At 69.3% G+C, this 19,457-nt stretch carries 15 protein-coding genes; 3 read left to right on the forward strand and 12 right to left on the reverse strand.

Annotated features, from left to right (window positions below; all coding sequences use genetic code 11):
* Positions 1 to 73: 73 nt before the first annotated feature.
* The 5 genes from pdxS to pgsA all read right to left on the reverse strand — a co-directional run bounded on the left by pdxS (position 74) and on the right by pgsA (position 4,592).
* Complete coding sequence (pdxS, locus tag ABZ374_RS22625; protein WP_360313785.1) at positions 74 to 1,018, reverse strand: pyridoxal 5'-phosphate synthase lyase subunit PdxS; 945 nt, start codon at positions 1,016 to 1,018, stop codon at positions 74 to 76.
* An 87-nt stretch (positions 1,019 to 1,105) separates the two neighbouring features.
* Positions 1,106 to 1,642 (reverse strand): hypothetical protein, encoded by a 537-nt coding sequence (locus ABZ374_RS22630; RefSeq protein ID WP_360313787.1) that lies wholly within the window; start codon positions 1,640 to 1,642, stop codon positions 1,106 to 1,108.
* 270 nt (positions 1,643 to 1,912) lie between these two features.
* Entirely contained in the window at positions 1,913 to 3,034 is a 1,122-nt protein-coding gene (locus tag ABZ374_RS22635; RefSeq protein WP_360313789.1) for a glycosyltransferase family 4 protein, read from the reverse strand.
* Positions 3,031 to 3,957 (reverse strand): phosphatidylinositol mannoside acyltransferase, encoded by a 927-nt coding sequence (locus ABZ374_RS22640; RefSeq protein ID WP_360313791.1) that lies wholly within the window; start codon positions 3,955 to 3,957, stop codon positions 3,031 to 3,033. The genes ABZ374_RS22635 and ABZ374_RS22640 overlap by 4 nt, the downstream gene beginning before the upstream one ends.
* Entirely contained in the window at positions 3,954 to 4,592 is a 639-nt protein-coding gene (gene pgsA / locus ABZ374_RS22645; RefSeq protein WP_360313793.1) for a phosphatidylinositol phosphate synthase, read from the reverse strand. The genes ABZ374_RS22640 and pgsA overlap by 4 nt, the downstream gene beginning before the upstream one ends.
* Positions 4,593 to 4,880: 288 nt before the next feature.
* Between pgsA and ABZ374_RS22650 the strand changes: the two genes are divergently transcribed.
* The gene (locus tag ABZ374_RS22650) at positions 4,881 to 7,040 is read left to right on the forward strand and encodes an elongation factor G-like protein EF-G2 (RefSeq protein WP_360313795.1); all 2,160 of its coding nucleotides are present in this window, start codon (positions 4,881 to 4,883) and stop codon (positions 7,038 to 7,040) included.
* An 87-nt stretch (positions 7,041 to 7,127) separates the two neighbouring features.
* On the opposite strand, the gene ABZ374_RS22655 is transcribed toward ABZ374_RS22650, so the two are convergent.
* The 7 genes from ABZ374_RS22655 to drmA form a co-directional block, all read right to left on the reverse strand.
* Complete coding sequence (locus ABZ374_RS22655; RefSeq protein ID WP_360313797.1) at positions 7,128 to 8,486, reverse strand: hypothetical protein; 1,359 nt, start codon at positions 8,484 to 8,486, stop codon at positions 7,128 to 7,130.
* Between the two features lie 215 nt (positions 8,487 to 8,701).
* A complete protein-coding gene (locus ABZ374_RS22660; protein ID WP_360313799.1) occupies positions 8,702 to 9,955 on the reverse strand; it encodes a glycosyltransferase 87 family protein in 1,254 nt (417 codons plus the stop codon).
* Complete coding sequence (locus ABZ374_RS22665) at positions 9,952 to 10,356, reverse strand: DUF393 domain-containing protein (protein ID WP_126643328.1); 405 nt, start codon at positions 10,354 to 10,356, stop codon at positions 9,952 to 9,954. Before ABZ374_RS22665 ends, ABZ374_RS22660 begins: the two co-directional genes overlap by 4 nt.
* Before the next feature lie 121 nt (positions 10,357 to 10,477).
* Positions 10,478 to 11,038 (reverse strand): HIT domain-containing protein, encoded by a 561-nt coding sequence (locus ABZ374_RS22670; protein WP_360313801.1) that lies wholly within the window; start codon positions 11,036 to 11,038, stop codon positions 10,478 to 10,480.
* A gap of 274 nt (positions 11,039 to 11,312) precedes the next feature.
* Positions 11,313 to 12,059: a DISARM system phospholipase D-like protein DrmC gene (gene drmC / locus ABZ374_RS22675; RefSeq protein ID WP_360313803.1), complete on the reverse strand. Its 747-nt coding sequence runs from the start codon at positions 12,057 to 12,059 to the stop codon at positions 11,313 to 11,315.
* A gap of 29 nt (positions 12,060 to 12,088) precedes the next feature.
* Entirely contained in the window at positions 12,089 to 13,945 is a 1,857-nt protein-coding gene (locus ABZ374_RS22680) for a DUF1998 domain-containing protein (protein WP_360313805.1), read from the reverse strand.
* Positions 13,942 to 17,502, reverse strand: a complete 3,561-nt coding sequence (gene drmA / locus ABZ374_RS22685; RefSeq protein ID WP_360313807.1) for a DISARM system helicase DrmA — start codon at positions 17,500 to 17,502, stop codon at positions 13,942 to 13,944. The genes ABZ374_RS22680 and drmA overlap by 4 nt, the downstream gene beginning before the upstream one ends.
* 180 nt (positions 17,503 to 17,682) lie before the next feature.
* Here drmA and ABZ374_RS22690 point away from each other — a divergent pair, with 180 nt between their 5' ends.
* Together ABZ374_RS22690 and ABZ374_RS22695 are read left to right on the forward strand one after the other, a co-directional pair.
* The gene (locus tag ABZ374_RS22690) at positions 17,683 to 18,273 is read left to right on the forward strand and encodes a DUF4365 domain-containing protein (protein ID WP_360313809.1); all 591 of its coding nucleotides are present in this window, start codon (positions 17,683 to 17,685) and stop codon (positions 18,271 to 18,273) included.
* Positions 18,274 to 18,326: 53 nt separating this feature from the next.
* Positions 18,327 to 19,457 carry a hypothetical protein gene (locus ABZ374_RS22695; protein WP_360313811.1) on the forward strand — a complete coding sequence of 377 codons (1,131 nt, stop codon included), beginning with the start codon at positions 18,327 to 18,329 and terminating at the stop codon, positions 19,455 to 19,457.

Below are 19,457 nucleotides of genomic sequence, written 5' to 3' on the forward strand. Positions count from 1 at the left end.
CGCGATCGCGTCCGGGCCCGGCTCACAGCTTTTCGAGTGTTCGAGTGCTTCGAAGTCCTCGACGGGGCGGGGACTACCAGCCGCGGCCGGCGTAGCGCTGCTCGGCCGGGAGGGTGTCGATGTTGATGCCGACCATCGCCTCGCCCAGGCCGCGCGAGACCTTGGCGATCACGTCCGGGTCGTCGAAGTGCAGGGTCGCGTCCACGATCGCCTTGGCCCGCTTGGCCGGGTCGCCGGACTTGAAGATGCCCGAGCCGACGAACACACCCTCGGCGCCGAGCTGCATCATCATCGACGCGTCGGCCGGGGTGGCGATGCCGCCCGCGGTGAACAGCACGACGGGCAGCTTGCCGGCCTCGGCGACCTCCTTGACCAGCGCGTACGGCGCCTGGAGGTTCTTCGCGGCGACGAACAGCTCGTCCTCGTCCAGCACCGAGAGCTGCTTGATGTCCTTGAGGATGGTGCGCATGTGGCGGGTGGCCTCGACCACGTTGCCGGTGCCGGCCTCACCCTTGGAGCGGATCATCGCCGCGCCCTCGGTGATCCGGCGCAGCGCCTCGCCGAGGTTGGTCGCGCCACACACGAAGGGGGTGGTGAACTTCCACTTGTTGATGTGGTTCGACTCGTCGGCCGGGGTCAGCACCTCGGACTCGTCGATGTAGTCCACGCCGAGCGACTGCAGCACCTGGGCCTCGGCGAAGTGGCCGATCCGGGCCTTGGCCATCACCGGGATGGACACGGCGCCGATGATGCCGTCGATCATGTCCGGGTCGGACATGCGCGCGACGCCGCCGTCCTTGCGGATGTCGGCGGGCACGCGCTCGAGCGCCATGACGGCGACCGCGCCCGCGTCCTCGGCGATCTTGGCCTGCTCGGCGTTGACGACGTCCATGATCACGCCGCCCTTGAGCTGCTCGGCCATGCCGCGCTTGACCAGGTCGGTGCCGGTCTGGGGGCTTGCGGGGGTGGTGGACACGGATGACCTCACACGGGTGCGAACGACGACGGTTGGCTCCATCGTACGGGTGAGGTGGATCCTAATGTCATGCCACCCCGGCGAATTACCCGGGCCAATCTGTCCACGGTGGCCTTTGCGTGGCTCCCGTCAGGACCCACCGGGCTGCAAAGTGCGCGGCTCCTCGTCGTCCATCTCGAAGGTGACCGGGTACGGGGCATGGCCCGCCAACCGCAGATAGCGCACCAACCGGTGTCGGCGCACCGCGCGGGCGCCGCGGACCGCGTCGTTGTGAAAGCGCCGGGCCATCGGCACGCGCCGTACCGCGGTCTGCAGTTCGGTGACCAGTTCCGCGCCGCCGGGTCGGGCCCGCAGGTCCTCCGCCTGGGCGGGGTCCTCGAACAGGAACCGCAACGCGCGGGTCAGGTCGCTCTCCGCCACCTCGCGCTCGTCCTCGGCCGCGTTCCGCGCCTCGTGCGCGGCACCGGCCAACACGAGCGAGGAGGCCGGATCGAGCAATCCGGAGGTGGCGATCTCCTGCGCGACCGCCGACCGCCGCAACAACTGCGCGTCCAACGCGGCCCGACTCGAATCCACCCGCGCATGCAGCCGATCCAGCCGCCCGGCGGTCCAACTCAAATACACACCAACCGCAAGCACCGCGAGCAGGACCCAGATGACAGTCATCACCCGGCGACCCTAATACCCCCCACCCCAGCCAACCTTCGAGCCCAACCCGACCCGCCCAAACCACCCGACCAACGCCCGACCCCACCAGCCGCCCGACGCCCGAGACCACCGTCCAGCCCAACCAACCCAGCCCGCCCGACGCCCGAGACCACCCTGGACGCGACCAATCCAGCCCGGCCGGCGTTTGAGGCCAACCCAACCCGACCAATCCAGCCCGGCCGGCGTTTGAGGCCAACCCAGCCCGGCCGGCGCTAGAGGCCACCCCCGCTACGCCGCCGGCGCCCCCGCCGTGACCGTCTCGTACACGCCCAGGATGTCCGTCCCGACCGTCCCCCAGTCGTACCGCTGCACATGCTTGCGCCCGACCTCCCGCAACATCTCCCGCCGCTCGGGATCCCGAAGCAACCCCACCGCGGCAGCGGCAAGCGCCGAGGCGTCCTCCACCGCGAACAACTCCCCCGCCCGCCCCCCGTCCAGCACCTGACGAAACGCGTCCAGGTCACTGGCCAGCACCGGCGCCGACGCCGACATCGCCTCGACCAGGATGATCCCGAAGCTCTCGCCACCGGTGTTGGGCGCCACGTAGACGTCCACGCTGCGCAACAACCGCGCCTTGTCCAGGTCGCTGACCATGCCCAGGAAGGTGACCTGTCCGCGCAACGCCTCCGGCAGGTCCTCCACCGCCTGTTCGGCGTCCCCTCGCCCGGCCACCAGCAGCCGTACGCCCGGGAACGCCTCGACGATCCGCGGGAACGCCTCGATCAGCGTGGGCAGTCCCTTGCGCGATTCGTCGATCCGCCCGATGAAGCCGATGGTCGGCGCCTCGGGTGTGCCCTGCCACGTGGGCTCCACGGGTGCGTCGGCGAAGAAGCCGACATCCACGCCGTTGGGGATGACCACCGCGTCGCCGCCGAGGTGTTCGACCAGGGTGCGGCGCGCGTACTCGCTGACCGCGATCCGGGCGCTGATCTTCTCCAACGCGGGTTGCAGGATCGGGTAGGCCGCGATCATCGCCCGCGAGCGGGGGTTGGAGGTGTGGAAGGTGGCCACCACCGGGCCGGAGGCCGCCCAGCAGGCGAGCAACGACAGGCTGGGCGTGGCCGGTTCGTGGATGTGCAGCACGTCGAAGTGCCCGTCGTGGATCCACCGCCGCACCCGCGCGGCGGACAGGAAGCCGAAGTTGAGCCGGGCCACCGAGCCGTTGTAGCGCACCGGTACCGCTCGCCCGGCCGGCACCACGTAGTCCGGCAGCGGGGTGTCGTCGTCCGCCGGCGCCAGCACCGACACCTCGTGCCCACGCGCGATCAGGTTCGCCGCGAGATCCCGCACGTGGTACTGCACACCGCCCGGCACGTCCCACGAGTAGGGGCACACGACGCCGATTCTCACTTGGCCTCCCCGATCCGGGCGAGCCGGCGTCGGTCCAGGTCGTCGAGCCACAGCGGCTGAAGCATGTGCCAGTCCTGCGGGTCGCGCGCGATCCCCCGGGCGTAGGCGTCCGCGACCTGCTGGGTCATCACCGCGATCTTCTCCCGGCGGGTGCCCTCGGCGGGCACCACGACCTCGGGGTGCAGCGTGCCCCGGATGACCTTGCCGTCCCACGGGAGGGTGACCGGAATCAGCGCCGCGCCGGTCTGCAGGGCCAGCGCGGCCGGCCCCGCGGCCATCCGGGTCTGCTCGCCGAAGAAGGTCACCGGCACGCCGGCGGTGGTCAGGTCGCGGTCGGAGAGCAGGCACAACAACCGACCCGCGCGCAGCCGCCGCGCCAGCGTGCCGAACGTGTTGCCGTCGCCGCCGGTGAGCGGCAGCACCTCCATGCCCAGCGACTCGCGATAGTCCAGGAAGCGCCGGTACAGGGATTCCGGCTTCAGTCGTTCGGCGACCGTGGTGAACGGATAGCCCTTGAGCGTGATCCAGGCGCCGGCGTGGTCCCAGTTGCCCATATGCGGCAGCGCGAAGATCACCCCCTTGCCGCGGGCGCTGCACTTGTCCAACAGCGTCAGGTCGCACTCCATCCGGGCCAGCACCGTCTCGCGGTCCCACACCGGCAGCCGGAACGCCTCCTGGTAGTAGCGCAGGTAGGAGCGCATGCCCTCGCGGGAGAGCGCGCGAAGTTGCTCGGGCGTGGCATCGGGCCCCACGACCCGACGCAGATTGGCCTCCAACTGGAGCACGCCGCCGCCGCGTCGTCGCCAGACCAGGTCGGCGATCCGGCGGAAGGCGGCCGTGGCGACCGGCTCGGGCAGCCGCTTGACCACCGACCAGCCCAGGGCGTACCCGGTGTCGGCCAGCCGCTGCCCGACGTCGGTCACGGCTTGTCACCTCCGGACACCGCGTTGTCGATCGCGGATGCCGAGCGATGGATCGCGATCATCCGCTGGAAGACCGTGATCAGGCTGCCCACCGCGATGAACCACAGTGCGGCCTCCTGGATGTACGGCACACCCATTCCGTCGAGACCGGTGGCCACCAGCGAGATGACCAGTCGCTCGGCCCGCTCGATCAGTCCGGAGACGTCGCAGGCCAGACCCAGGCTCTCGGCCCTGGCCTTGGAGTACGACACGACCTGGCCGGACCCGAGGCAGAAGATCGCCAGGATGCACATGCGCAGGTTGTCGCCGTCGCCGGCGAACCAGATCGCCAGCGCGCCGAAGATCGCGGCGTCCGCGACCCGGTCCAGCGTGGAGTCGAGGAAGGCCCCCCATTTGGTCGAGCGGCCCAACTGGCGCGCCATGTTGCCGTCGACCAGGTCGGAGAAGATGAACGCGGTGATGACGAGCGTGCCGGTGAGGAACCAGCCGATCGGGAAGAACACCAGCGCCGCGACGACCACCCCGAGGGTGCCGATCAGCGTCACCGTGTCCGGACTCACGTTGTGACGCAGCAGAAAGCTCGCGAACGGGGTGAGCACACGCGTGAAGAAGGCACGAGCGTATTTGTTGAGCATCGCCTTCCCGAAGGATTGCCGGGGCGGCGGGGGATCCGGTGGACTCGACCCGCCTGGTGCGCCCATCGTACTGACGCGGTCGTGCCTCCCGAGCCCCCCGTCGCCCGGGCGTGCCGCGTTGGAGAACATCACGTACGGCGAGGACACTTGTACTCGGTCGGACGTCGGGGCAATGCTGCCGTTCAGGAATCGATTTGCGGACGTTGGCGTACCGACGACCGACTTGCACCTGCGCGTCCCGGGGACGTCGACGACGACCACATCGGATGGACAACCAGGAGGTGGCACATGGCGGATAAATCCGGAGCAAACGCCGGAACCGTCGGCAGGGTAACCGCGCCGGCGAGCCCGGACTCGGTGCGCAACGTGGTGCTGGTGGGCCACACGGGGGCGGGCAAGACGACATTGGTGGAGTCCCTGCTCGTGGCGACCGGGACGATTCCCCGGGCCGGTCGCGTCGAGGACGGGACGACCGTGTCCGACTTCGAGGACATCGAACACCGCCAGCACCGCTCGGTGGCGCTGTCCCTGTCCCCCGTCGAATTCGACGGCGTGAAGATCAACCTGCTCGACACCCCCGGCTACGCGGACTTCGTCGGCGACCTGCGGGCGGGCCTGCGCGCCGCGGACGCCGCGCTGTTCGTGGTCTCGGCCGCGGACGGCGTGGACGGCTCGACCCGGATGCTCTGGGACGAGTGCGCCTCGGTCGGCATGCCCCGCGCGATCGTGATCACCAAGCTCGACCAGGCGCGCGCCGACTTCGACGAGATGGTGCTGATCTGCCAGCGGGTGTTCGGCGACCCCGACTCGGACACCGTGTTGCCGCTCTACCTGCCGCTGCACGGCGAGGACGAGAGCGTCGCGGGTCTGATGGGCCTGCTCACCCAGCGGGTCTACGACTACTCCTCGGGCACTCGTCGGACGCTGGACCCCGACCCCGAGCACCTGCCGCTGATCGAGGACGCCCGCAATCGGCTGATCGAGGGCATCATCGCGGAGAGCGAGGACGAGTCCCTGATGGACCGCTACCTCTCCGGCGAGCCGATCGACGTCGACACGCTGATCGCCGACCTGGAGACCGCGGTCGCCCGAGGTTCGTTCTACCCGGTGCTCGCGGTCGCGCCCGACGGGCTGGGCACCATCGAACTCCTGGAGGGCATCGTCCGGGCCTGTCCGGCGCCGCCCGAGCACGAGGTGTTGCCGGTCACCACCCCCGACGGGAAGCCCCGCGACCCGCTGACCTGCGACCCCGAGGGGCCGCTCGCGGCCGAGGTGGTCAAGACGACGTCCGACCCGTACGTGGGCCGGATCTCGCTGGTGCGGGTCTTCTCCGGCACGCTGCGCCCGGACATGACGGTGCACGTCTCCGGGCACGGGATGGCCGATCGCGGACACGAGGACCACGACCTGGACGAGCGCATCGGCGCGATGTCGATCCCGCTGGGCAAACACCAGCGCTCGCTCAACCGCGGCATCGCCGGCGACATCGTCGCGGTCGCCAAGCTGACCCGGGCCGAGACCGGCGACACCATCTCGGACAAGGACGATCCGCTGCTGATGGAGCCGTGGATGATGCCCGACCCGCTGCTGCCGGTGGCCATCCGCGCGCACAGCAAGGCGGACGAGGACAAACTTTCCCAGTCGCTGGCCCGGCTGGTCGCCGAGGATCCGACGCTGCGCCTGGAACACAACATCGACACCCACCAGTTGGTGTTGTGGTGCATGGGCGAGGCACATGTCGAAGTGCTCCTGGACCGGCTGCGCAATCGCTACGGCGTCGCGGTGGACGCGGTGGCGCACAAGGTGTCGCTGCGCGAGACGTTCGCGGAGAAGGCCAGCGGGCGCGGCCGACACGTGAAACAGTCCGGCGGGCACGGCCAGTTCGCGATCTGCGAGATCGACGTCGAACCGCTGCCGGGCGGATCCGGGTTCGAGTTCGTCGACAAGGTGTTCGGCGGTTCGGTGCCGCGCAACTTCATCCCGTCGGTGGAGAAGGGCGTCCGGGCCCAGATGGAGAAGGGCGTCGCGGCCGGCTATCCGATGGTCGACCTGCGTGTGACGCTGACCGACGGCAAGGCCCACTCGGTCGACTCGTCCGACATGGCCTTCCAGATGGCGGGCTCGCTGGCGCTGCGCGAAGCCGCCGCGAGCACCCGGATCCACCTGCTGGAACCGGTCTCGGAGGTACGGGTCACCGTCTCCGACGAGTACGTCGGCGGTGTGCTGAGCGACCTGAGCTCGCGCCGCGGCCGGGTGGTGGGTACCGAGCCGATCGGCTCGGGCCGCACCCTGATCCGCGCCGAGGTCCCGGAGATCGAGATCAGCCGCTACGCGATCGACCTGCGCTCGATCAGCCACGGCACCGGCCAGTTCGCCCGCACCTACTGCCGCCACGACCCGATGCCCCCGCAACTCGCCGCGAAGGTCACCAGCGACGCGGACGCCTGACCCGAAGGCGCGTCGGGTGACACCGGTCCGGGGTCGACGTCCGTGACGCGCCCCGGCCCGGGTACCCCGATCCCCCGCCGCGTGGCGTCAGGGAATCGGGAGGGGGCCGTCCAGGGCCGTCAGGGCGAGCAGGACGGTCGCCGAGGTCCAGGCCAGCGGGGCCACCGAGGCCGGCTTGCCGTTCTTGTCGACCTTCTCGGGCAGCGAGCCGAACGCCGTCCGGTGGTCGGCGAGCCAGTCGAGCCGGTGCTCCGCGCCGGCCCGGTCGCCGCTCGCCGCGCTGAACAGTGCGAAGGAGGCGGTTTCCGGGGTCCAGGCCGCGGTGGGGTCGCCGGCCCAGTGTTCGCCCGGCAGGATGCCTCCGTTGGGCAGGGTGAGCAGCTCCGCGGATCGGCGCACCGCGCTCGCGACACCGGCGTCCGCGCGAGCGAACGGCGGGCCCAGCCAGGTCACCGCGGTGTCCGCGCCGCCCTTGGCCGAGGCCGTGCGCGGGTAGTCGTGCGGCCCGAACGCCTCCCGGATGCCGCGGTCGAGGCGGGCCGAGGCGCCCGCCCAGCGCCCCGCGGCGGGCTCGTCCCCGGTGCGGCGGGCCAGGTCGGCGGCGGCGCGCAGGCCGGCCGACAGGGGTGCGGCGGTGCCCAGGGTGACCTGGTCGGTGCGGGTTTCCCAGTAGTCCGAGCCCCGAGGCGGCAACCCGTTCGGGCGCAGCCGGCCGGCCGCCGCGTCACCGGCCGCGCGCACCGTCGGCCACAGTTCCCGCAGGGCCGCCGCGGTCTCCGGGGCCTTGGCGTCCTGGTGGACGTACCAGAACCAGATCGCCCACGGCACCCATCCGTTGCCGTCCAACTGGGCCGCCCGACCGTCGCCGACCGGCCCGCCGTCCAGCCGGTAGCGCGCCTCCCAGGTGCCGTCGGGGCGTTGCAACGCGGCCAGTCGGCGCAGCACCGCGAGGGCCTCCCGGTGGTGTCCGGTGGCGGTGAACGCCGCCGCGACCCAGGCCGCGTCGCGCGGCCAGACGTACTTCCAGATCCCGAACCAGGCCGCCGCCACCGACCCGTCGGCCTGGGTCAGCACGCGCATGTCCAGCAGCGCGCGCTCGGCCATCGCCCGGTGGCGCGGGGTCGTGCCCGGCACGGTGCCCTCGGCGAGCCAGGCCCGCTCGGCGTCGGTGGGCGGGGTCGCGGGCGCGTCGGTGGGCAGTGCGAGGGGGCCCTCGGGGCCGGATATGACGCCGCCGAGGAGCAGCGGTCGTGTGGTGCGTGGTGGGGGCGCCGCGCCGCCCACGGTGGCGATGATGCCGAGCGTGATGAGCAGGCCGACCACGGCGATGCCGATCGGGCGGAACCTGCCGAGTGAGCGGGTCCGCCGTGCGGGGCCGCCGGTCGGCTCGTGGGGGGTTCGGCGGGCACTGCGGCCGATGCCGGGGGGTCGGGCCTTGTCACTCATCCGCGCCGTCTCCGCCCCCGTGCCCCTCGCCGCCTTTCGCGCGGCCGGGCCGATCCCCGTTCGGCTCAGTCTAGGCATGATCGGATCATCGTTCGAACCGTCGTCGGACCCCCGCCCGCTCCTCGCCCCGTCACCCGCATCGCGCCCACCTCGTCGTACGATCCGCGCGGGTCCGCCGGGGCGGATGGGACGGATCACCTGAAAGTACGACGAGTCTACGAAGCGGGATCCGGATCGGGCTCGGCGGTCGGGGCCAAACCGGTCGAACGGGTGAAATGTCGGCGATCGGCGTACAGCGCCCACGCCGCCGTGATCAACCCGAGCACCGCGACCAGCACATACGCGTTGCCCACGACCAGTTGCCAACCGTGCAGGTCCAACTCGCCGCCGTCGCCGAACGGCACCGTCCACACGATCCCGCTCGGCAACACCCCGGACACCCGGGCACGCTCCATCGGATAGGCCGCGGCGACCGCGAACACCGCCACCAGGGTGACCCACGCGACCGGCGACCGAATGCGCCGGACCCGATCCGCGAGCACGATCACCAACGGCAGCGCCCACACCCAGTGGTGCGTCCAGGAGATCGGCGACACCAACAGCGCGGTCAGCGCGCAGAAACCCATCCCGGCCAACGCCGCCCCGCGCCGCGCCGCCACGACGGCGAGCGTCAGGGCCGGCGCCGCGACCAGGACCGCGAGCAGCGGCCACAACCACCCGGGCGGCGACTGCGCGCCGAACTGCCGGGTCACCGCGCCGTGCACGGACTGATTGCCGGGGAACTGGGCCAGCCCTATCCGGGTGTCGTCCAGGAACAACCCGCCCCAGTAGTCCGCGCATTCGCTCGGCAGCACCGCGAACGCCGCCACCACCGTGCCGACGAACACGCCCAGCGCGGTCAACCCCTCGCGCACGCGTCCGGTGAGCAGCAGATAGGGGATGAAGATCGCCGGGGTGAGTTTGAGCCCGGCCGCCAGGCCGACCCCGACCCCGGTGAGGCGGGCGCCGCGCGGGCGGGCGAAGTCGGCCAGCACCAGGACCAGCAGCAGCAGGTTGATCTGCCCGAAGCGCAGGTTCTCCTGGACCGGCTCGGTCCACAACAGCGCGGCGGCGCTCAGCGCGGTCGCCCGCACCCGGGCCTCGCCGCGCAGCCCGAGGATCCCCCAGGCGAGCCAGGTCGCCGTACCGAGCAAGGCCAGATTGCCCGCCACCCCGACCACCTCGACCACACCCCACGGCAGCCAGGCCAACGGCGTGAAGGTCAGCCCGGCCCACGGCGTGTAGGTGAACGGCAGCCGCCCGGGCCGGATCGTGTACAGGTCACCGTGCCCGGCGAGCACGTCCACGCCGCCCTGGCGATACACCTTCAGATCGCCCAGCCACCACATGTCCGAGGAACCGAAGGTGCCCAGGAGGAGATACGCGGCGAGCGAGCACGCGGCCACCGCGAGGGCCGCCCGGCGGGTCACCCCGCAGCGTTGACGGTGTCCGGCCGCAGGTGCGCCGGCATCGCGCACGCCGGTGTCCCGCCGGGCATCCGGTCACGGTTGTCCGCGACCAGGCGGTACACGCCGTGTGCGGCGATGCTGACCGGCTGCACCCGCAGCGCGGCACCGGCCAGGGCCCACGGGCCGCCGGCGTTCATCAGCAGCTTGGCCACCGCGTGGTGTCCGCCGTACACGGTGCCGACGGGAGTCACCCACAACACCTCGTGCTCGGCGCGGTGCTGCTCGACGCCGAGTTCCTCGAGTTCGGCGAACTGCCAGGCCACCACGTCGGCGTCGAACGGGATGTGTTTCTGCGCGAACTCCACCGACCGGGTGCAGAACCCGCAGTCGCCGTCGTACACGAGAACCGGTCGTGCGCTCAAAGCTCTTCTCCTTGACAACTGCCGCTTGGATCCTGCCATCGCACCGACTCCACCCACCGGCTCCGAGCGCGCCCGCCTCGCTCGCGGCGCGTACGCGCGCCTCGAACGCCGGCCGACCCGGTCAGTCGACCGGCCACGCGGAGGCCAACATCTCGCGGGTCTCCGCGAGCAGTTGCGGCAGCACCTTGGTGTGACCGACCACGGGCATGAAGTTGGTGTCGCCGCCCCAGCGCGGCACCAGATGCTGGTGCAGGTGCGCGGCGATCCCCGCCCCGGCGACGTGCCCCTGGTTCATCCCGATGTTGAATCCCTGCGCGCCCGAAACCTTGCGCAGGGTGACCATCGCGAGCTTGGTGAACCGGGCGAGCTCGATCGTCTCCGCGTCGTCCAGGTCGGTGTAGTCCGCGACGTGCCGGTAGGGCACCACCATCAGGTGACCACCGTTGTACGGGTACAGATTCAGCACCGCGTAGACCTGCTCACCCCGCGCGACGACGAGCCCCTCGACATCGCTCAGCGAGGGAATCCGGCAGAACGGGCACCCGTCGTCGGGCGTCGGCCCCGACGGCTTGTTCTCGCCCTTGATGTACGCCATCCGATGGGGAGTCCACAGCCTGCCGAAGGCATCCGGCCCCCCAACCCCGTCCTGCATCTCGGGCTCGCTCGTCATGCCAGGAAGCATATGCCGCCGACCAGGCCACCCATCATCGGGCCGACGCGCCCGCCTCGGGCTGCGCACACAAATGGCGCAAGTCTGCCGGTGCCGCTCTGCTTGACTTGGCCCACTGCGAGGCCGACTGCGTGTGGTGCGCCCGAATCGTACCGATGCCCGACATCATTGCCGAACCGTTCACACAGATCGTCGAACACCACGCCACCGGTATTCGCAACGCCTGTCGATCTCCAGCGACGCCTGTTCCACGACATGGGCCATCGCCAAGACCGAGTCATCGCGTTCACTCGGACGGGCGGACCCGCTCCAAGGGCCCTCGGCTCGGTCGCATCAACGAGCGAAAATGATCGACGACCCGGCCCACCACCACCCGGTCTCGCAGCACCAGGCCGACCTCGATGTTGTCCGCCAAAGCCCGATCGGTGAGATTGGCACTGCCCACCAGCATGAACTCACTGTCGGCGGCGATCAGCTTCGCGTGCAACGCCGCGTCCCCTGTGCGGCGCCCTTTGGGCCAATGCCACATGCGGACGCGATGTTCGAGATCGCCGAAGGCACGCGACGCGTCCGTGGAGGTTTCCAGAACAAGATCGACGTCCACTCCCCGATCGACCGCCCGGCCCAATTCCTCGACGATCGCCCGTACGCCGTATGCCGCGAAGCTGACCACCAGCAGCGACGAACGAGCCCGTGCTATCACGTCCAGTGCCACGCTGGCGGTCAATCGCACCGGCACAGCGGGGCTCGATGGACCGGTCACGACGACCTGCACGTCGTGCTCGGCGCGCATGGCCTCGTACTGCGCCGCAGCCGACTCCAATGCCAGGGCAATGGCAGACCCGGGCAGTTCCGGGGCTTCGCGTCGCCACGTCGTGATCAGGAGCGTCGTTTCCATCGCGAGCCCCGACCCCGAGCGCGCGGTCAACAAGCGCACCTCGGCATCCGGCGTCGGCCCGGACAAGGTACTCAGGACGGCGCCCCACTCATGGCGGTATGCCGGTGGCAATCGACGCACCAGCCGCGCCAGCACACTGGGCAACGTCCGAGCACCGACCGCACTCATGTGCCGAAGAAGGCGCCGGAACCGCCCGCGAGCGTGTCGACCAACAATCGACGATCCAAGTGGTGATTGCCGTTTTCACACGAAGTCTCGGCCGCGAACAGACACGCGTGGCAGGCCGCTCCGTGCAGTCGCCCACCGATCCGGGGATCGTGCTCCGCGCACAGCGGATCGGAGCTGCACAGGCGCGCCGCCTCGATGGCCTGGCTCAGCAGGCCACCGAGGCGATCCTGTCGGCCGAGGCTGACCAGGCCGCCGAGAGTTCCCTCGCTGTCCGGGGCCGCCGTGTACAACAGGATGCCGGCCATCGGTTCGCCACCCGAACGGGCATAGACGCGCTCACTCATCCCCGAGGCTCCGTACCCACACTCCAGCGCGAACTCCCGGATCAACATGTGCGCGAGCGTGTGCAACAGGACGTAGCGCACACCCGGCCACTCGGGATCCACGCCGCGCCCTTGCGCCCAGCGCAGATGCGCGACCCGAAGTTGCTCCTCGCGTTGCCGCACATCCGCACGCTGTTCCCACTGCGCGATGCGTTCCTCGGAGAATTTCAGGAAGATGCCTTCCCCGCGCAATTCGGCGCACGGCACCCAGGTCGGAGCCTCACACGAGAGAGGTGCCAGACGGTGGTCGAGATCCTGGGGTCCCCATTCGGGTGGATCGATTCTGGTGAAGCCGGTCAGAGCGGCCACTTCACGCAGTCGTTGGACCAGCACCACCTGATCGAGCCAGTCGGCCGTGCTCGATGGTGGCAATTCCAATTTCGTGGTGAAGTCGGGCAACTCGATTGCGCGACGACGCGTGAACGCCCGCCATTCCGGAGTCGCGAGATCGAGTTCGTCCACATCATCGTCCGCGCCGTTGCCCACAGTCAGCCGATCACGTCGCGAAGTCTCCCGCGTGATCGCCTGCCATACCGCCTCGGCGCCGTACGGTTCCAGCTTGGGCCAGCAACTTTGGGTGGGCAGGACCATCTTGGCCGCCTGCTCCGGCAACGGGGCGAGCGGGCCGACCAACGACCAGTGGTCGCGAACCTCCTGGTCGAGCGGTTCCTCCGCCTGCGGCAGGCTGAACACTCGTAGTGTGGCCGCGAACCACCCGTTGGTGGCGCCGAGCGCCATCGTTCGTACCTGGCGGTCGCACGACCCGAAAGTACCCAGGTGTGGATGGCGCCCTCGACATGCCGGCAGATTCGCCTCACTCCGGACTCCGATGGCCTGCGCCATGCTCCGCTGGGCATCGCACGTCGAGCAGGTCACGAAGATGTTCGCGGCCTCGCCGGTCGTTCCCCGTTCGCTCAGCGTCAGCGTGTGATCGTCTCCGTGCGGCTCGCCCTGGTGGACGAAATACATCCAGGGGAAATCGTCGAGATGCCCGGCGGCGCAGGCGATCAGGAAACGAGCCGGCACTGCGGTGGGTCGCGACTGACCGCTGCCTCGACACTTGTGCACGTAGCGAACCTTGTCCGGCGCGTAGCTGTTCGGCAGCAGCTCGAACAACCGCGTCTCCACCGGTGCCAGTACGTTGCAGCGCGAATCCGAGCAGCGCAGCCAACGCGGAAACAATCCCACCGGCACGCCGATGCGCGACCACGCGGCATACACATCGCTCGTCTCCGGCACGTAGGGGGGCGTCCGAAGGGTCGCCACCTGGCCTCCGAGCGCTCGACGGGTGGCGGCCAACAGGCGTTCCTCGGTGAGGATCGCGGTGTTCTCCAGATTCCACTGATCCAGGCCCAACACCATCACCGACAGGTTGGGCAGGTCCGCCACGGAGCCGATGCCGTAGGTGTGCAGGAGCTGACTCGGCCTCAGGTTGCCGACACGCAGGGACTGCGCCGCGGGCAGGGTCATGACGGGTCCTCGGACTGAGTGGGTCGCGGCTTGAACGGTGGGTCTTGTGATCCGCCCGGTTCGGGTTCGGCTTGGAGTATCAGGCGAACCCCCGGTTCGACCTCGCGCAAGGAGGTCGGGCACGTGGTCAAGCGCCAAGGGCCACCATCGGGTTCGTACAACAGTCCGGTGACGGTGGTGTTGACGCGGTAGGGCCGGCGATAGCCGAGCACCGAGCCGGTCTGCCGCTGCATGCGCCCCCAATGATCGAGACGGCCTTGCAGATGGTCGGACACCGTACGCCCGACTTGCTGCGATACGGCCACGTCCGCAGCTCGACGACGCAGATACATCAACACATGATCGGCCAGCTTGCCGCGTGTGTCGAAGTGCTGGGCTCCGGTGTTCGCGTTGTATTTCGGTTCCAGGTCCCGTACCAACGCGGCAAGCACACCGGTCAGGCCACGGTCGACGGCACGATCGGCGAACGGAGTGACGGACAGCGCTTCCACGTGGCGGTAAAGCGCCGAGTGGAAGGACTCGAAACTTTCGTAATGCGACAGGTCACGCGGGCGGGCCCAGTTGAGGACGGTGAACACCAGCCCCGGGGCCTGCCGCCCGACGCGTGACGTGGCCTGGATGTACTCGGCGGTGGATTTGGGCTGGTTGGTGACCACCATGACCCCGAGCCGCGAGACGTCGACGCCCACCGCGATCATGTTCGTTGCCACGAGCACGTCGACCGGCTTGCGCCGGCCCGGCTTGCGTTCGCCCTTCGCCCCGAAGGGCTGCTCCAGGTGTTCGAGGACGTCGGGAATGTCGTCGGCGGTCAATCTGGACGTGAGTTCGCGCAGTTCCGGCGAATAGCGCTTGGCGAATCCGTGCTGTGTCACGATCTCGCCTCGCTGGAGGCGGGTGGTCACGTCGTCCTCGACGAGCCGACGCATACCGCCGAGGTCACGCAGGCTGTTGAAGTAACCCACGAGCGTCATGTAAGGATCGGTGACCTCGTTGCGCCCGTACTTCTCATGCAGCGCTTGAGCCGCGCCCAGTACCGCCACATACATGCGAATCAAGGTTGATCTCGTCCGTACCCCCTGAGCGCAGATGCCCACGTACCGACGGCCGGGTTGGTCATCGACGCTGCGTTGGCGCGCGAAGAAGTTGTCCCGGGCCTCGAGCCCCGGCGGCGGGAAGACGTCCGTGCGCCGGTTGAAGAGGGACTGGATCTGTCGGTCCGCACGGCGCACGGTCGCGGTGGAGGCGATCACTTTGGGCCGCACCGACTTGCCGCTGCCGATCTCCCAGGTCGCCAGCTTGTCCACAGCCGACTCGTACAATCCGGTCATCGAGCCGAGCGGCCCCGAGATCAGATGCAGCTCGTCCTGAATGATCAGATCCGGCGGGCGAACCTGTTTCGCGGCAACCAGCGTTGCGGCAGGGTGGTCACCCATTGCGGGATGGCTGCCGCGTTCCCAGTCGTCGGCGGCGAGCAGGTCCGGCGTGACGTATCCGTGCCGGGTGCAGCGCTGTTTGACATGGCCGAACAGCGCCTGCGTCTCACCTTTCCAGGGGAGTTGGGCGAACTTGTCCACCGTCGCGATCACCAGGCTCGGCAGGAGTCGGTAGATCTCCTCGTCCACGACGACCACCGGCAGACCGATTTCCTCGATCGGCAGGCTCGGGTCACCGAACGGGCAGTCCAACGGATCCGAACAGGTGATGACGGTACGTCGGCGAACGCGGTCGACGGCGATGTCCCGGCCGGGTTCGATCTTGGTCCCGCACCACGGGCAACTCGTGAGCTGATGAGGTGAACCGGGGGCTCGACCGGGCTTTCCCTTGGCTCGCTTGAGGCTCGTGAGCCAATCGTGAGCCTGATCGGTGCGGTTCGGGGTGACTTGGGCGCCTACCCACAAACCGAGCCGGAACGGCGCCGTCCCCCAGGTCGCCGGATCGGCGCGACGCAGATCCTCACACGCACAGATCAGCGCCGCCGCCCGCTGGAACTGCTGGATCGTCAGCAACCGCAGGGTGTATCGCATCAGGACGGCGACACCGTTCGCGGCATCCAACCCGCCCAGGTCGGGCCGCCGACGCCGGATCGCGAGTGTGAACGCGGTCAGGCCCAGATACGCCTCCGTCTTGCCACCGCCGGTAGGGAACCACAGCAGATCCGCCAAGGCGCCTTGGCCGGTCGCCGTGTCGCTCTCGGCGCGTTCCTGGTGGCCGGGATCGGTGAGCGAGGGAAGATTGAGCAGCAGAAACGCAAGCTGGAAGGGGCGCCAACTGCGATTCTTCGGCATGTCGGCCTGTGCAACGGCGGCGGGCAGGTCGATCGCCGGATCCCGACGCCGCTCTGCGGCGGCGATCGTGTGCACCCGCTGCCGATGCATCGCATGATTGGCGAACCGGAAGGCCGCCAGCGCATCGGGCAGTTGCAGGACGGCGATTCCGGCCTCGATGCGGCCTGCCGCGACCTCGGCTCGCCAGAGGTTGTCCTCGGCTTCGGTGACGTAGTCGTCCAAGTGGCCGTCAGGAGCACCGATGCGCTGTCGGGCCCGCTCGATCCAGGATCGATAGCCACTCACCAACGGCATCAGGGCCGCCTGGAGTGGCTCCGATTCGAGGGTGGCAAGGCGCTGCATGTCGAGGACGAGATCGGCCAGTTCGGGCAGATCGGCGTCGTCCTTGTGGTGCGGACCGGGAACATCGGTGGCGGGCACCTCATACGCGGGGGCCGCCACGGTGCGGACCTCGACCGCCCGCATGGGATTGTCGACGGCGGACTCGGAGTGCACACCGGTGCCGTGACCGACGACGAACTCCGGCAGGAATCGGTAAGCCATGGCGAGCGCCGCCTGTTCGCGCCGGTCGGCGGGGTCACCACCGCCCGAGCCCAAGGAGGGCCGTGGCTTGAACGGTGCCGTGCCTGCGGCCCCCCGCGCGATCAACTCGACCTGATAGATCCAGTTGCGCGAACCGGAGGTCTCCGGCTGCTCGTTGACCAGAAAGAGCGACACGAGCCAGTCGTCGTCGAACCTGCGGATCCGACCTCGCACCTTGACGCCGTCGTGCTCGGCATCCGGGGCAAGGGCATCGATACGCCCTTCGGCCAGCTTGATGGTCACGCTGCCACCCGCGGGGTGCCGCCGTTGCACGGTGTGCGGCCGGGCCGTGTTTTCGGCGGCCTCACGTTGATAGTTCGCCCAGGAGGCGTCCACGACGAGCCGATCGATCGATCCGTCGACGCACACCGTCAGCCCGACCGCGGACGGTTGCAGGCTCGCGATGTTCGGCGCCTCGGGCTCGCGGTCGCCGTCGTCCTCGGGCGAGGAGGAGGCTGCCTCGGACTCGGCAAGCGAGTCCAACAGATCGGGCTGCAACGCCTCGCCGCCGGGAGCAAGACGGCCGATGAGATATCGATCGGAGGGGTTGTCCTCCAGTGTTTCGTCATCGCCGCCGACCGGGCCGAGCAGGTCGCGCACCACCATGGTTTCGAGTTCGCGCCGAACCGCGGCTGGGGTGACCTCGGCCAGCACGCCGGGCGTGGACTCGGGAAGGTTCGGCTCGTTCACGCGGTCACAGTACCCAGACGAACGGACGTTCCGATGGCTGACTCAGCGGTCTGTGGATAACTCTGCGTACTTCCCCCGGAACCCAAACGGCAAGTAGGGTTTGCGCCGGGCAGCCGGGAGGCGGTCGATGTGTGCGTAGTCGGCGGGTGGGGGCGGACAGGGCATGACGCTGGGACGACGTTGAGCACCGGCAACGGCGGGGTACCGAGACAGTTTTCGCCGCATGGCGGTGACGGTTGGGATCCGATCGAGTTCGGCGACCGCGGTCACAAGGGCGCGTTCGGCGAGCAGTTCGTGGCCACACTCGCGACTGCGGCCAACCTCGAACCCGCGAAGAGCTCGCATCGGGATCGCTTCGGCGTGGACTGGACGCTGTCTCGTCCCGGTCGCGTCGAAGGCGTCCGCTTTCCGTCGATCGACATCCAGGTCAAGTGCTGGGCCGCGCCCGACCGGAGCGGGGACGAGTGGCGGTATCCGCTCCGCATACACAACTACAACAAACTGGCCGGGCGCGACTACGCGACTCCGCGCTTCCTGTTCCTCGTCGTTGTGCCGCACAGTGCCAAGAGTTGGGCGGAAGTAACCCACGACTACTGCCAACTGCGACATGCGGCCTACTGGCAGTGCTTTCACGACGATGAGCCCATGGAGGACAAGCACCCGGACAGCACGACCACCGTGTCCGTTCCCCATGCGAACCTGTTGGACGTCGACTCGTTGCACTCACTGTTCGGCTCCGCGTACAGGGAGAGGCTGGTGCCGCAGCAATGACCGTCTCGGAAGCGGATCTCGATCGCGCGGCCCGAGTGACCCCGCATCAGGTCGTGCGCTATCTGCACGCACACGGCTGGCAGGCGGCCGAGCACTTCGGTCGCAGCAGGGTGTGGGAGTACAGCCCACCCGACGATCCCGAACCGCCGTTCCAGGTCTTGGTCGCCGCCGATCGGAGCCTGCGCGACTACGAAAAGCGCATGCTCGATCTACTGGAAGCGGTGGCCCGGGTGGAGTCTCGTGCGCCCACTCAGGTCCTGAGTGATCTCGAAATGCCTTCATCCGACCAGCAGTTCTTACGACTGTGGCCACGAACGCCGTCGGGCACGGCGCCACTCGTGGATGTGGTCCCGGCGTTGTCGGGACTCAAAGACATGATGTTGTCGGCAGCCACGACGGCGGACGCGCAGTGTGAGGGCAAGCCTCCCGCGCCGATTCAGAACGGCCAGCGACCGGCCCGTGCCCGGGACTTCGTGAGCGGCGTCCGGCTGGGGCAGACACAGGCGGGCAGCTACATCCTCGCGGTCCAAACACCGATCCCCGATGTCGAGCCTCAGTCGATACTGCCGTTCGAAGACGAGACTTCACGCACCGCGAGACAGCCCTATGCGCGTGCGGTCACGACGTTCCTGTACACGGGGGCGCTCACCGCCGCCACGGCCGCCCGCGAGATCTTGCGGCGTGACACGACAGACGTGCTTTTGGAGGACTACGCGGCCGGCGGCGTGTCGGCGAACTTCTGCGAAGCGCTGGCCAGGATCGGCGGCGAGGAGCACAACACGTTCGGACTGACGTTCGCGTGGTCCCCGGATCTACCGGTCAGCCAGCCGACCGAGCCGCTGAGCTTCGACCGGCACATGCAGTACGCCCTCAAAGAAGGCGCCGCGGCACTGCGTCAGCGATACGGTCAACGCAACGCACTGGTACGCGGGATCATCGTGCGACTGAACCGTGAACAGACGTCCGGGCCGGGTGAGATCACGATCGCCGGCCTGGTGGCGGGCGAGGAGGCGGTCAGATCACGGCGCTTCCGCGTGCACCTGGGCGAGGCGGACTACGCGGAGGCAGCCGTGGCCCACCACGAGGGCAACGAAGTGGCGGTCGTCGGCGACCTCGAACGACGCGCGAACCGGACGCACATCGTGCACGTCCGGGAGTTCACGGTGGTCCGGATCGCCGACTGA

The organism is Embleya sp. NPDC005971 (genome assembly GCF_040629175.1).
GTDB lineage: Bacteria > Actinomycetota > Actinomycetes > Streptomycetales > Streptomycetaceae > Embleya.

Coding starts and splice junctions, on each gene's coding strand:
- ABZ374_RS22680 (WP_360313805.1), bottom strand. CDS start 13,945: ATGACCCTGCCCGCGGCGCAGTCCCTGCGTGTCGGCAACCTGAGGCCG.
- ABZ374_RS22655 (WP_360313797.1), bottom strand. CDS start 8,486: ATGAGTGACAAGGCCCGACCCCCCGGCATCGGCCGCAGTGCCCGCCGA.
- pgsA (WP_360313793.1), bottom strand. CDS start 4,592: ATGCTCAACAAATACGCTCGTGCCTTCTTCACGCGTGTGCTCACCCCG.
- pdxS (WP_360313785.1), bottom strand. CDS start 1,018: ATGGAGCCAACCGTCGTCGTTCGCACCCGTGTGAGGTCATCCGTGTCC.
- ABZ374_RS22670 (WP_360313801.1), bottom strand. CDS start 11,038: ATGCTTCCTGGCATGACGAGCGAGCCCGAGATGCAGGACGGGGTTGGG.
- ABZ374_RS22650 (WP_360313795.1), top strand. CDS start 4,881: ATGGCGGATAAATCCGGAGCAAACGCCGGAACCGTCGGCAGGGTAACC.
- ABZ374_RS22630 (WP_360313787.1), bottom strand. CDS start 1,642: ATGACTGTCATCTGGGTCCTGCTCGCGGTGCTTGCGGTTGGTGTGTAT.